Origin of the sequence: Roseivivax marinus (genome assembly GCF_900109705.1) — a bacterium.
GTDB classification, from domain to species: domain Bacteria; phylum Pseudomonadota; class Alphaproteobacteria; order Rhodobacterales; family Rhodobacteraceae; genus Roseivivax; species Roseivivax marinus.
Map to the genome: position 1 here is coordinate 1 of NZ_FOAI01000025.1, position 13,090 is coordinate 13,090.

General features: G+C 61.3%; 9 protein-coding genes, 1 tRNA gene and 2 pseudogenes. 5 read left to right on the forward strand and 7 right to left on the reverse strand.

The features are described from left to right. Nucleotides 1-86, forward strand: a pseudogene (locus BMX29_RS19015) (IS5/IS1182 family transposase); the annotation flags it as partial. Nucleotides 87-630: 544 nt separating this feature from the next. Here BMX29_RS19015 and BMX29_RS19020 read toward each other — a convergent pair. The 4 genes from BMX29_RS19020 to BMX29_RS18475 all read right to left on the reverse strand — a co-directional run bounded on the left by BMX29_RS19020 (nucleotide 631) and on the right by BMX29_RS18475 (nucleotide 6,535). Next, nucleotides 631-1,779 (reverse strand): hypothetical protein, encoded by a 1,149-nt coding sequence (locus BMX29_RS19020; RefSeq protein WP_139197117.1) that lies wholly within the window; start codon nucleotides 1,777-1,779, stop codon nucleotides 631-633. 224 nt (nucleotides 1,780-2,003) lie between these two features. Continuing rightward, nucleotides 2,004-2,939 carry a DUF2493 domain-containing protein gene (locus tag BMX29_RS18465; protein ID WP_092815877.1) on the reverse strand — a complete coding sequence of 312 codons (936 nt, stop codon included), beginning with the start codon at nucleotides 2,937-2,939 and terminating at the stop codon, nucleotides 2,004-2,006. Nucleotides 2,940-3,270: 331 nt separating this feature from the next. Beyond that, nucleotides 3,271-4,308: a DUF7146 domain-containing protein gene (locus BMX29_RS18470; protein ID WP_092815880.1), complete on the reverse strand. Its 1,038-nt coding sequence runs from the start codon at nucleotides 4,306-4,308 to the stop codon at nucleotides 3,271-3,273. A 97-nt stretch (nucleotides 4,309-4,405) separates the two neighbouring features. Continuing rightward, the gene (locus BMX29_RS18475) at nucleotides 4,406-6,535 is read right to left on the reverse strand and encodes a ParB/RepB/Spo0J family partition protein (RefSeq protein ID WP_092815882.1); all 2,130 of its coding nucleotides are present in this window, start codon (nucleotides 6,533-6,535) and stop codon (nucleotides 4,406-4,408) included. A 258-nt stretch (nucleotides 6,536-6,793) separates the two neighbouring features. On the opposite strand from BMX29_RS18475, the gene BMX29_RS19380 reads away from it, so the two are divergent. From BMX29_RS19380 to BMX29_RS18485, 3 genes are all read left to right on the forward strand, one after another. Beyond that, nucleotides 6,794-7,003: a hypothetical protein gene (locus BMX29_RS19380; protein WP_175471244.1), complete on the forward strand. Its 210-nt coding sequence runs from the start codon at nucleotides 6,794-6,796 to the stop codon at nucleotides 7,001-7,003. 182 nt (nucleotides 7,004-7,185) lie between these two features. Beyond that, nucleotides 7,186-8,157 carry a HesA/MoeB/ThiF family protein gene (locus tag BMX29_RS18480; protein WP_175471246.1) on the forward strand — a complete coding sequence of 324 codons (972 nt, stop codon included), beginning with the start codon at nucleotides 7,186-7,188 and terminating at the stop codon, nucleotides 8,155-8,157. Between the two features lie 100 nt (nucleotides 8,158-8,257). After that, nucleotides 8,258-9,271, forward strand: coding sequence for a HesA/MoeB/ThiF family protein (locus BMX29_RS18485; protein WP_092815888.1), 1,014 nt, complete (start codon nucleotides 8,258-8,260; stop codon nucleotides 9,269-9,271). A gap of 304 nt (nucleotides 9,272-9,575) precedes the next feature. Here the strand turns inward: BMX29_RS18485 and BMX29_RS18490 are convergent, their stop codons facing one another. Continuing rightward, entirely contained in the window at nucleotides 9,576-10,769 is a 1,194-nt protein-coding gene (locus BMX29_RS18490) for a DUF932 domain-containing protein (RefSeq protein WP_092815891.1), read from the reverse strand. A 620-nt stretch (nucleotides 10,770-11,389) separates the two neighbouring features. On the opposite strand from BMX29_RS18490, the pseudogene BMX29_RS19820 reads away from it, so the two are divergent. Continuing rightward, nucleotides 11,390-12,406: pseudogene (locus BMX29_RS19820) on the forward strand (recombinase family protein); the annotation flags it as partial. A gap of 42 nt (nucleotides 12,407-12,448) precedes the next feature. Here the strand turns inward: BMX29_RS19820 and BMX29_RS19825 are convergent. Next, nucleotides 12,449-12,796 (reverse strand): hypothetical protein, encoded by a 348-nt coding sequence (locus tag BMX29_RS19825; RefSeq protein ID WP_342342403.1) that lies wholly within the window; start codon nucleotides 12,794-12,796, stop codon nucleotides 12,449-12,451. A gap of 199 nt (nucleotides 12,797-12,995) precedes the next feature. Continuing rightward, nucleotides 12,996-13,072, reverse strand: a tRNA-Met gene (locus tag BMX29_RS18505). Nucleotides 13,073-13,090 lie beyond the last annotated feature (18 nt).

The window sequence follows — 13,090 nt, forward strand, 5'->3', positions numbered from 1 at the left end:
CCCGCTACGACAAGACGGCGGAAAGCTTCCTCGGCTTCATTGACATCACGTCGATCCGTCTCTGGATCCGCCATTTGTCAACATGACCTAGTGCGTCTTCAATGTCTCTCTCATCGTCATAGACGTCCTGCAGATAGAGCCAAAGTCTGTTTTCTTCCTCACGCAACACCAGCGCTTCTTCAAGCGTTGCGCGATCGACCTCGAAATATCTTGCCGTGAAGTGTGCCGACTTCCATTCGGGAAGCTTCTGCAGGCGCGCATTCACTTCTGCAAGAATGCCGTCGGCAGCCCTGAAGGTCTGGTTCGGCTCTCTTTTCAACTGCTCCACGCAAAGCGCCCGAAAGCGCCTCGCATCGTCATACTCCATGTCCGCGAGAGGCTCGCCTCCAAGTTCCGGCGAAGGCAGCACCCCACGATCAATCGTCCCCCATGGAATGGTGTCGTCGGGGCTATCGCCGACATATCGCTCCGAGAGAACGTAGGGGTTTTCCGCCGGGGCACTGCAATCGCCCGTCAGCCCATGCTCTGCCCGCAAGCGTTCGTCTTCGCTGACAATCCTTTCGATCTGATCGAGAGTCAGATCGAGCCGTGGCAGCACGTCCCTGAGCAGGGTCCTAGCATCGTCCGGCTTCAGCAACCACTGCCTTGCCAGCTTGGACAGCGGCTTTCCCATGAGGCCATAGGGCGCCACCTCGACATTGTGATCCACAGCGTCAAAGAAGAGCTTGTGCGCTTCTTTTGACTTACCTTCTGCCATGAGACGCCGAGCATGGTCGGTTGCCTGATCGGCTCCAAGAAACCGCATGACGTTGAGTAGACCGGGGTACAAACCGCGCTTGTTCCAAAGCTCGGCAATGCAACCAAGAATCCAGCGCTCTCGCTCGACCAGTTCTCGCTTTCATCGCCGAGCGCCTTTAACTCTCGGATGGAGCCGAGAAATTGCTCAAGCAGTCCAATAGCGTCATCGTTGGTCAGAAGTCGAGCGCCATACTTGCAAGTCCGCGGATTGTCCGGATAGATCACAAATTTATTGAGCGCCTCGGGGTCATCTCGATAAAGATGATATGGGAGACGCAACCCTTCGTCGGGGTATAGTGAGGTCACGTTGCGTCCCCAAATCATCCCTCCTGCAAATCTCTCGCTGATGTCATCGCTCACGTCGTCGTAAAGCAGGCGATCGGAGACGTTCTTGACCCGCGAAACTCCGACCAGCACATAGCGAGGATTTTCTTCCTCGCTGAAGGGGTTGGAGTAGTTCGCATAGTAAAAGATCAAGCTGTTCACAGCTTCAATGCTTTCGAAGAATGCGTCGGCGTTCTCGGAGCGCCGGTTGTTGTCCAGCTTCCCGTTCTCGTAGACATCCTCGCTATACATAGCCTCGTATGGCCATACACATGTTGTTGCTGGAGGAATGTCCCATTCCGAACGGCTAGCGCCGTCGAAAAAGAAGTCGGGTGGGTTTGAATATCCACGTATTGTGTCTGGCCCGAATGCATTGGCACTATAGACGCAGGGCGGCAACTCAGAGCTTTTTAAATCTGAGATCGGCCTTCCAGCATTTGCAATTTCCTGAGTAATTTGCCGCTCGCGGGCAATAACATCGCCAGGGTAGGACTGGCATCCTACACAGTAACTGTTCAGTTCTGGATGTTCGCAAATGCGGCCGTCCCAACCGTTGTCATGCCAAGCAATTCGCGCCGTCAAATGAACAGTCATGACTTCTCTTTCGTCATGCAGAACAGGATCTTCGAGTTTTGACAAATCTTCGACCGAAGACACTTTGATTTTTTTTCAGGATGTATCCGGTTCACCGACGAAGACGCGTGGCGTTTCCGGCGTCCTTCTTGTCGCCTTCTTCGCGATGGGAGTCGACTTGCAATGTCCTTCATAGCTTTACGGAAGACAAGACGATGATCTCGGTCAAGCGTTCGTTCTTCGACGTTGCGGATCTGTTCGTGTTCCGACGCTGTGAGACAAGAGTCGCTTCAGAGAAAGGGCGGCGCTTACGCGCCGCTGTCATGCTTGAGGACCGGGATACCCAGCTTGCGGGCCTTGTCGGCAAGGTTCTCTTGGATCCCGGTGCCGGGGAAGACCAACACCCCGATCGGCAGGACGTCCAGCATCGCGTCGTTGCGCTTGAACGGGGCCGAGCGGCCGTGCTTCGTCCAGTCGGGCCGGAAGGCGACTTGCGGCACCTTACGGTGATCGGCCCAGCGGGACGCGATGAGTTCTGCACCCTTGGGTGACCCGCCGTGGAGCAGCACCATGTCCGGGTGCTTGGCATGGACCCGGTCGAGCCGCGCCCAGATCAGGCGGTGATCGTTGAAGTCCGCCCCGCCGGTGATAGCCACCTTGGGGCCTTCGGGCAGAAGCAGTTGCGCCTCGGCCCGCCGCCGGGCGGCAAGGAAATCCCGGCTGTCGATCATCGCGGCAGTCAGGTTGCGATGGCTGACCCGTGAGCCGGTCCGGGGATGCCAGGGCTTGCCGAGGTGATGCTCGAAGCCCTCGGCGGCGAGGTCGCGAAAGAGTTCCAGCGCCGTGCGTCGTTCGACCATGCTCTGCCCCTCGGCCACGAGGCGTTCGAGTTCGAGGGATTTGACTTCGGAGCCGTCCTGTTCCCGCTGCAGGCGGCGCTGCGCCTGTTCGTTGTCGTCGAGTTCACGTTCGGCCCGCGCCAGCGCGCGATGGAAGAGGTTGACCGCGCCCCAGAGCAGTTCGTCGAGATCGGGCTCTAGGCGCGTTTCACCCAGCGTCGCGACAAGGGCGTCGAGGATATCGGCGATGGCTCCGGCGATCTGGTCGCCCTCTGGCAAGGGGCGCGGATCGGGTTCATCCTCGTATGGGCGCCAGCCGTAGAGCTGGAGTTCAGTCAGGACATGGGCGGTCGAGGACGTGCTGTGATGCGGCTCGTGGGCATCGGTTTCGGGATCGAGGGTCATCTGCGGGGTCCTTCCTCGGGGGAGCCGCGCGCCACACGCGGCCTTCGTGGCAGGAACGCGCCCACGGGCGGGGCGGCCGGGCAGCCCGAGCATTTCTGGAGGGCCTTGATGGCCAAGCCCGGCTATTTTGCCTCGCGATGCAAAGCGCCCCAACGGGGCGCGGCGGAAAATAGCCGGAGCGCGGCCATTGCCGGGCCGTGCCGCCTGTGGGCCTCCTGCCCTCTGAGAAGGCCGTGCGCGCCGGCCTTTCCCGTGAATGGGAACCGCGCGCGGGATGCCCCTGCGAAAACGATGCTGTGAGCCGTACAGCGCCAGCCCGATTGCCGCCCTGTCACACCGGCACGAACCGCGCGGCGTCGTCGACGTGGAAATGAAGCCGCAACCGCGCTTGCAAGGCTGCAAGACCATAGCGCCGGAGATCATCGTTGAAGTCGCCCAGTCGCGGCGTGAGAGTCACCGCCTCGATCCCGGTCTCGGCTGCACGCGCCTTCAGTCGATCCCTTGCTGCCGCGCCCGCCGGATCACGGTCGCGCAAGACGTAGAGCCGCCGCAGGCCAGCGGGAAACCGGATGGCGGCCAGGTGTCCCGACGACAGAGCCGCAAGGGCGGGTATTTCGGGCAGGGCCGAGCGCACGGAAAGAACCGTCTCGATCCCCTCGCCCGCGATGAGCACGTCTGCGGGCGCGCCGAACCGCACGCCATTCCCGAGCAAAGTGCCCATCGCGCGCCGCGGTGTGTCGACATCGGCCTTGGCGCTCCCGTCCGGCCGCAGCCAGGTGCGATGGGTGCCGGTATGACGGCCCTCGAGATCGGTGATGGCGGCGAGCATGGCCGGAAGCCGCGCGATCGGCCCGCTGCCTTCGGGCCGATAATAGCAGGCGGGATGGAACCGCAGGCTTGGCATTTGGTCAAACGCTCCGATGCCGCGCCTGCGCAGATAGGTTTCTACCGGAGTGCCGCGGATCGGCACAGCCATTGCGAACAGGCGTCGTGCCGCCTCCTGGGATCCGGTGGCAGCTGGGGGCTGTGAATGTGGAGAATGCTGTCGGGTTGGATCAGGTAAGGGCAGGCTCAAGAAGCGTCGGGCCTCATCGGCAACGTCCTTGAAGTCGACCAAGCCGCAGCTTTCACGGATGACATCGAGCAGGTCGCCATGCTGTCCCGTGGCTGCGTCGGTCCATTTTCCAGCGGCACGGTTGCCGGACAGTGGCCCGGACAGCCGAACGAACATGGATCGGCCCGGTGTGTTATGAACGTCTCCCACCAGCCAGTAATGACCCTGCTTCCGGCCGTTCGACAGATAGTGCCGGCACACCGTTTCGGCGTTCTGGGAAAGCTGGCGCGAAAGCTCGGTGGCGGGGCTCGTCATGGCGGTCTCCAAGAGGGTTGGACGCAATCAGGGGCCCGCCATGACTGACGGGCCCCTGACTTTGGACCTTGGGGGAAGGTCTTGTGCTGCTCGTAGGTCACTCGGCGGCTGTCTTGGCGAAGGCGTCACCGGCGACGGGATCATCTTCCTCCATCGGGTCGGAGACTCCGATAGCCGGTTCGCCGCCGTCTTCCGCCGATTGCGCTTCGCTGCTGTCGGGATCGTCTTCCGAAGGGTCATCGTCGGAGCGGTCCGCCTCGTCGATCAGTTCGATCTCAGGCGCGTCCTCTTCCGGCAACGGCGGCGTGCGCAGAGGTTCGGGCAGCCAGCCGGCGCCGACGAGCAGGTCCTCTGCTGCCGTCACCATCTCGGCCTTCTTCAGCCTGGCGATCCGGTCAGCGGCGTCTTCGCCTTTCGCCTCGCGCACGGCCTCCAGGATGCGCGCCTTGGTCACGCGGCAGAGGTAGCTGTCACCCGTGGCCGTCCAGCCCGCCTTGGCCATGTCGAGCCCGACGGTCCCGGCCAGCACATCCGCATGCGCGATGGCGCGCGGTCGGCGCTGGTAGGGGTCGTGGACGGCATTGACGCTCATCGCCACGCAATGGGCGAAGAGCGCCTCGCGGCTGCAGCTGTCGAACTCGGTCAGGGCCTCCCAGAGGTCTTCTGGCGCTTTCGGCAGGTTCCGTGCCCAGGTCTCGTGACGCTGGTCGATGGCCTGCGCGTAACCCGTGTCGCCGAGGCCCGGCACCTGCGATCCGAACCCCGCGTTGCGCGGTTCGATCTCGACGCAGCTGTCGATGGCGTAGCGATAGAAGAGCCGCAGGACCATCGCGTGCAGGGCCGCGAGGAAGGCGACCTGCGGGTCCTGGGCCAGTGCGTTGCGCAGCGCCAGGGTCCGATGGGCCGTCAGTTCCATGACGAGGCGGTCGGAGAGCGGTTTCAGGCCGTCGTCCTCTTCCTCCTCGTCCGTAGTGGACGCGACGGTATCATCAGCGTCCTCGTCCGGCACTGCTTCCGGTGCGGCTTCGCCGGTGTCCTCCGCCTCCTCGACCGGCTCATCTTCGGGCCGCACATAGCCCCGCTCGACCCGCAGTCGCCCGGAACTGTCGATGCTGACGAAGGCTCCGGCCAGCGCAAGGTCGTCGGCCTCGTACCGGATCGGACGTGCCTCGAGGGCCTCCATCGCCTCCTCGATCTCGCCCAGCCGGGTATCGACGTCGTCGGGCAACTCGTCGGCCTCCGCATGCTCGGCCTCCAGCGCGTCGTATTCGGCCTTCAGTGCCTGATAACTGGCGGCCTCCTCGTCGCTCATCGGCACCGCTTCGCCATGAACCCGGCGCATCCCGAAAGTGTGGCCATAGGGGAACTCGGTATCGACCTCGACCCATTTCCAGCCCTCGGCACGCAACGCCTCGGCTTCCTCCGCCAGTTTCTCGCGCACCATGACGTCGAGAAGGGCGGCATCCTGCAGCCAGCCGCCGTCGTCTTGCTGGAACAGGTCGCGCAGGATTTCGCCCCCGGCCTTGACGTAATCGTCGAGTCCGACGAACTGAGCCCGCTTGTCCGAGGCCCGAACCGCATCCTCGGTCAGCATGCGGCGGATCTCGTAGGGCTGCCGCGAATAGTGCCGCTGCAACGCCTCCCAGACCTGCTCTTGCCGCGCGTGATCGGGATTGACCGTGAAGGCCATGAGCTGGTCGAGCGTCATCTCCTCCTCGGCATAGGCGTCGAGCAGCGACGGCGCGACGGCGGCGAGCTTCAGCCGCTGTTTGACCACGCTGGCCGAGACGAAGAAGGCCGCGGCGATCTCCTCCTCGGTGCGACCTTTCTCGCGCATCGCCTGGAAGGCGCGGAACTGGTCGAGCGGATGCAGCGGCGCGCGCTGGACGTTCTCGGCGAGGCTGTCTTCCTCGGCGAGCCCGTCGGTGCGGACGATGCAGGGGACAAGTGCTGTCTTGTTCATGCGCTTCTGCTTGACGAGCAGTTCGAGCGCCCGGAATCGCCGCCCGCCCGCCGGGATCGTGTACATGCCGGTCTCGGCGCCGCTCTCATCCAGCACGGGCCGAACGGTAATGGAGCTGAGCAGCGTCCGCCGCGCGATGTCCTCGGCCAGTTCCTCGATCGACACGCCCGCCTTGACGTGGCGCACGTTCGACTGGCTGAGCATCAGCTTGTTGAAGGGAATGTCGCGCGAGGCGCTGAGGGTGATCTTCTGTTGCTTGGTCATCGGGATTCTCCGCGACAGGCCAGCCGGGAGCCTCTCTCCCGACCTCCAAACCCGTCACGGAAAACCCGGCCCACCTCTTACTCTATCGACGCACCTGCCCAATGTTGGCGGTACGAGCGTCTGCAGAGCGGACAACCCGACCTTTGCCGTACGCTTGGCGTCGATTGCTCCCTAACCTCATCCCGGTGCCAATTGACCGACATGTCAGTCAAAAGTAGTGTCTACCATGTTCTACAACCCGACTCTGGAGTGCCTTTGATGACGAGCAAGTACACCTTTGAAAACCATGGCTTTGAAGAAATCGAAGCGTCCGAGGGCATGACGAACGCAGCCGCGTACACGAAGGAATGTTCTGGCGGGCGCTCGGACTGCTGCACGCGCACCTGCAGCGCAGACGCGACCTTTGTCGCGAGCGATCAAGACTGGGCCAAGTTTCTCGATGTACGAGGCGGTCAGATCCAGTATTGATCTGCGGGGACGATGACCAATTCGGATCGCTTCGTCTCTGGCTCAGGGACGGGGTGGATGTCTATATTTCCCCAGATGACGTCGTTCACTTCGTCTTTCTGTCAACGAGGAAGCGGCTACGCCTCAAGGTGACGCCGCTTTTGATTGAGTGCCTCGAGTGGCTAGACGGCTCCGCGTCAGTCATGGAGCTGGATGCACGGTATAAAGCACAGGCATCCAGGCTGGACAGCAAGCACCCTTCGTCATTTGTTGACTTCATTCAATATCTTTATGGAAAGGGGATCCTTGTCCGGAAGGATTGGATGCATAATGCTTTCTGCCCTGAACAAGTTGAGCGTTATTCTCGACAGCTGAATTTCTTTCTCGACATTGAAGAGTCCGAAGCTGCGGCCACGGCCCTCCTAAAGAGAATAATGAACTGCCGGATCGCACTGATTGGTATTGGCGCGGTCGGCAGTTGGATTCTCAGAGAGCTTGTTCAGATCGGCTTCCAGCGCTTCATCCTTGTTGATCCAAAGACATTGAAGCCCGCCGATCGCACACGAAATGCAATTTTCGATCACCTACTGATCGGCGAACCAAAGGCTTTGGTTGCCGAGAGATTCGTTCATAGCCAAGCGCTCGAGCCAGAAACACGCGCCATACAATCCCCCCTCGACATAGACACGAACGTCGAAGAACTCATCGGAGCGGATACAGACCTGATCATAAACACTGCGGACGAGCCATACATAGGCGCAACAAGCATAAAGCTATCGAGATACTGTGTGGAGAAGGGTCTGCCCCTGCTGGTTGCCGGTGGTTTTGACGCTCACCTCGCAAGTCTCAGCGAGATAATTGTTCCCGGCCAAACACCTTGCTCCGACTGCTATGCAATGCACTTTGAAGAGACATTGCGCGGTTGGAAACCAATCTCCCATCCCATCGTTGATCGCCGTCGTGGCTTCGGTGGCCTGCCGTCATTGTCGGCATTTGCCGCCTCGGCCGCGGTCCTGAAGATCGTTCGGCTCCTTTCGGAAAATGGTGGGGACGTCGAGCAAGGCCGAGGTGAGTTCCTGTTCGATCAATACAGTATCGACAGTTTCAAGGTAGAAAGAAATCCTGAATGCCCGACCTGCGGCGACTTTGAAAGGCTGCAGGCACGTGCAGATTGAATTCTCACCCGGGTCACGTTGGTTATTGCGACCTTCCGTCTCCTTGATTCCGGTCGGCGATGGGATCTTTGAGTTCTTTCAGTCTTCTACGCGCAGATCCATGCGATTTCGGCTGAGATCAGAAATCGCCGATGTCATCAGGGGGCTTGATGGCAGCCAGCGCCTTGAGGAGATCTGCGAGGTGCACGGAGCTTCGGTGTCACTAGTATCGCATCTCATGGAAGTTCTGCACGAGCGGTGCGCCGTTGAACCGAGGGCGGTTCGAGACGCTGTTGACGCCACGGAGCACTACCGCGTCCTGAATTTTCTTGGAGACTACTTTCCTGCCGCAGAACTGTTTGCTGCCTTTGAAAGGCTCCGCTCAACAAGGGTTGCCATTCTGGGCTGTGGTGCCGTGGGTAGCTGGACTGCAGTGCAGCTTGCTCATTCCGGCCTCGAAAACTTCATCGTGATTGACGGCGATCAAGTGGAGGAGTCCAACCTTAACCGCTCGATCTTCCTTCACGAGGACATTGGTCAACCAAAGGTCAAGGCCATCTCATCCGCCCTACATCGGATATCACAGCGGGTTCGGGTTCGGAGAGTCAACGAGAATGTATGCGATGCAGACGGACTCCGCGCTTTGCTTTCCGAGGCAAGACCAGACGTGATTGTAAATTGCGCCGACGAGCCGTCGGTGGACCTCACGAGTGAATGGATCAACGAATACTGTCAGGATCGACGCGTCCCATATGTCATCGCAGGCGGGTACAACCTTCACCTGAGCCTGATTGGAATGACGGTCAGTCCCGGTGTGTCTGCGTGCATCAACTGTTCGCGGATCACACTGGATGAACTCGAAGACGAGTCTCTGCAAGGTGTGCGAAGACTGTGGCGCCCGAAGCGCAATCTGGGAAGTCTCTCCCCGCTCACTGGAATAACCTCGTCGTTGGCGGCATCTGAAGTCCTACGTCTTGCGGTCAAGTCTGACAGGCTCCGTCCAGCCATGTGGAACCGCCGAGGAGAATTCAACTTCCTGACCAACGAACTCTCGTTTGTAGATCTTCCGCCCCGCCCAGAGTGCGGATGTACGGCCGAGGACGTCCGTGACAGAGTTTCCAATAATTCCCAATAGCTTGAGGACCAGTTTCGGGCGATCCTGCCATCTATCTGGACCTTGCTTCATCGCCTTCTCGGCCTCGTGCGCGCTCGCGGCTTCGACGCTGCGGCTGGCTGGCGTCGTTGGGAGGGAGCGCGGGCGGTCGATGGTCTGAACGCGGCGCTCCTAGCGGGTGCGACCAGTTTGGTGCGACCAGCTGGGTGATATAGGCGGGACAACACGTGGGTCGCGGCGGAGGCAAGAAGGGTTATTCAAAATAGACTTTGTCGCTGTGTCGCGAAGGAAGTGGCCGCGACCACCTCCGAGAGAGAGAAACAAACTACACCACCTTCTCCAGCAACGCCTTCGCCTTGCCCTCCATCACCAGCCGCGCATCCTGCTGCGGCTTCGACCGGGCGACCGCCGTGATGCCCTGCACGAAGTCGAAGACGCTCTCGGGCGGGCGGCCTTCCTCGGCCAGAACCGTCTCGACAATCCGCCCCGTCTCCGCCTTCGAGAACCCGCGTTTCCGGAGGAAGTCCTGACGGTCCTCGTCCGAGCGCGCAACGATCTTCTCCCGCGCCGCGCGGATGCCGTCGATGAAGGGTGCGGGCGAGGACTCGGCGAAGCGGCTCAGCGCCGGGGCGACCTCGTGAGCGAAGCGGGAGGCGGCGTATTTCGAGTGCCGGATCGTGATCTCCTGGAAATCCTCGACGCCCCAGAGGTTGCGGTTCTGGCAGACCGCGCGCAGGTAGAAGCTGGCGATGCCAAGCGTCTTGGCACCCACCTCCGAGTTCCAGCAATAGAACCCGCGGAAGTAGAGGTCTGGCGAGCCGTCGGGCAGCAGCCCCGCCTCGATCGGGTTCAGGTCATCGACGAGGAACAGGAACACGTCGCGGTCGGAGGCATAGAGCGTCGTTGTCTCCTTCGTCACGTCCACGCGCGGGTTGTAGATGCCGGTCGACCAGTCGAGCACGCCGGGCACCTTCCAGCGCGTGTCGCCGGTGCCGTTGCCCGCGATGCGCTGCACGGCGGAGACCAGTTCATGGTCGTAGATCCGGCCATAGTCGGGGCCGGTGACGGCGCGCAGTTCCGTGCGGCCATCTGCAACTTCCATCGTTTTGATTTGCTCGGCCCGGTGGTTGGTCAGGCCGTACTGTAGGTTGATCCCCGCCAGCGGCGCGGGCAGTTGCCGCAGATAGGCCGCGGGCGCACCGACGAGGCTCGAGAGCTGGCCGAAGCTCCAATGCGTCGGCGCGATGATCTCATCCGTGCCCGGCAGGACAAGGCTCAGTTTCTCCGGGTCGTCGCGATGCGCCTCGACCCGGATCGCCGCACTGTCCACCGTGCGCGTCCGGCTCAGCTCCGCCCGGCCCTTGACCGAGGCAAAGAGATCGTCGAGCGACAGGAACCGCTCGTCATCAGGCCGTGCGAACCACTCGGACGACACGCGGTCCACATGCTCGCCGCGTGACACATCCACCTTGTAGCCGCCGCTGATAACACCCCCGGCATCGATAATTTCGGTGTTCATTGGGAAACCTCCGCGACGGGCGCCGGAAGCCTCTCCTCCAGCCTTCAACCCGTCACGGCACCCCCTCCAGTCTCTTGCTCTTTCACCGGTCCAGTGGCGGCTTCCCGCGCCGCAAGCACACCCGCGTTGCGCGATTCGGGCAGCCTATGGCAGACTTCGTTTAGGCAACGGTCTTCGGACTCCGCCACAGCTAAGGGCCCCGAAATGGTGAGAATTCGCATAGAACAGCGCAGTATCTCCGGATTCCGGGCCGCCGATTTGCGCGACGCTGTAGCAGCCATCAATGCGCCAGACTACGCGAGTATGCGCGCGCCCGACCTCCAACCCGCTATGATGCATAGGCTTTTTCCTTCGTACGTGTGCCAGCCTCTGGCAGGCTGGTGCTTATGGAAAGGGACCAGAAAAGCAGGCCGGGGGCTGACGCCTCAAGAGACGCCCAGGACTCATCTCGGGAAAGCGGAGCGGCTGAGAACAACATCGCGCGCCTCACGCCTTCTGGCGATGACCCGCGACTGGTCAACCTTGTTCGCTTGTTGGCGCGGCAGGCGGCGAGAGAGTTCATTGAGACAGAGAACAGGCGGCATGCACGGGCTCGCCTCCGCGATTAAGGGGGCTATCGCATGAAGGCAGCGCTTTACGTTCGGTATTCATCTGACAACCAACGTGATGCGTCGATCGAGGACCAGCTACGCATCTGCCGCGCACGCGCGGAGCGGGAAGGCTGGACGATCATCGACAGCTACACGGATCGCGCGATTTCCGGGGCGTCCTTGCTTCGGCCCGGCGTTCAGGAACTGATCTCGGATGCGCTGAAGGGCCGTTTCGAAGTGATCCTCGCGGAGTCGCTGGATCGTCTCTCTCGGGACCAGGAGGACATCGCCGGGCTCTACAAGCGGATGCGCTTTGCAGGTGTGAGTATCGTGACGCTGTCCGAAGGTGAGGTCAGCGAATTGCACATCGGTCTCAAGGGAACGATGGGCGCACTCTTCCTCAAGGATCTAGCCGACAAGACCCGGCGCGGTCTCCGCGGGCGCGTGGAGAAGGGTCGCTCCGGTGGTGGGCTTTGTTATGGGTATGACGTCATTCGCACGGCCGATCCGGACGATCGGGGCGAGCGGGAGATCAACCCAGCCGAAGCAAACGTCGTTCGGCGCATCTTCAGGGATTACTTGTCCGGACAATCATCGCGGACGATCGCAATGACCTTGAACCGGGAGGGCATTTCCGGACCGCAGGGCAAGGAATGGGGGCCGTCGACGATCCACGGCAATCCGAAACGAGGGACGGGCATTCTCAACAACGAGCTCTACATCGGGCGGCTGGTCTGGAACCGTCTGCGATACATGAAGGATCCCGACACCGGCAAGCGCGTCTCCCGCCCGAACCCGGAAAGCGAGTGGGTTGTCCAGGAGGTCCCGGACCTTCGGATTGTGGACCAGGATCTCTGGGACGCGGTGAAGAGAAGACAAAAAAGCCTGTCGTTTGATACGTCGCCGACAGGCAGCAATCCTATGAACGATAGACGGCGGCCGAAACACCTTTTCGCCGGCCTCGTCAAGTGCGGGTGCTGCGGTGGCGGGTACTCCCTGATCTCGAAAGACCTGCTTGGCTGCGCAGCGTCACGGAACAAGGGAACATGCGATAACCGTCTGAACATTCGTCGGGATGCCTTGGAGGCGTCAATCTTGAGTGGCCTTCGGAAGCATCTCATGTCGCCGGAACTCTTCAATGAATTCTGTGCCGAGTTCACGCGCGAGGTAAACCGGCTCCGGATCGAGCGCGGAGCCGACCTGGCCGGCTGGAGGAGCGAACGCGAGAGGGTTGACCGAGAGCTCGACAAGATGGTCGACGCCATTCTTCAAGGCTTCCCGCCGGCGAAACTCAAAGACAAGGCCGAGAAGCTGGAGGCGAGGAAGGTGGAGTTGACCGAGCTTTTGGACAATGCCGACGAGCCGCCGCCATTGCTGCACCCGAACATGGCACGGATGTATCAGGATCGGATCGCGAAGCTCTGCGAGAACCTGCAATCCGAGGAAGATCGTGGCGCCGCCGTCGACGTGCTTCGGTCACTGGTCGATGAAATCACCCTCGTGCCCGAGAACGGCGAACTCTCCATCGTCCTGCGCGGCGACCTGGGGGCGATCCTGCGCTTTGCAGCCGGAAAGCAAAACCCCGACTTCCTCTCGGAGGCCGAGGCTTTGGAAAATCTGCTTTCGCAGAAATCGTTGGTTGCGGGAGTAGGATTTGAACCTACGACCTTCAGGTTATGAGCCTGACGAGCTACCGGACTGCTCCATCCCGCGCCAATTGGGCGTGTTTTT

Bases quoted from the DNA above. Each gene is read 5' to 3' on its own strand.
- BMX29_RS18475 (WP_092815882.1), bottom strand. From the start codon at position 6,535: ATGACCAAGCAACAGAAGATCACCCTCAGCGCCTCGCGCGACATTCCC.
- BMX29_RS18465 (WP_092815877.1), bottom strand. From the start codon at position 2,939: ATGACCCTCGATCCCGAAACCGATGCCCACGAGCCGCATCACAGCACG.
- BMX29_RS18480 (WP_175471246.1), top strand. From the start codon at position 7,186: ATGGAGCTGGATGCACGGTATAAAGCACAGGCATCCAGGCTGGACAGC.
- BMX29_RS18470 (WP_092815880.1), bottom strand. From the start codon at position 4,308: ATGACGAGCCCCGCCACCGAGCTTTCGCGCCAGCTTTCCCAGAACGCC.
- BMX29_RS18490 (WP_092815891.1), bottom strand. From the start codon at position 10,769: ATGAACACCGAAATTATCGATGCCGGGGGTGTTATCAGCGGCGGCTAC.
- BMX29_RS19380 (WP_175471244.1), top strand. From the start codon at position 6,794: ATGACGAGCAAGTACACCTTTGAAAACCATGGCTTTGAAGAAATCGAA.
- BMX29_RS18485 (WP_092815888.1), top strand. From the start codon at position 8,258: ATGCGATTTCGGCTGAGATCAGAAATCGCCGATGTCATCAGGGGGCTT.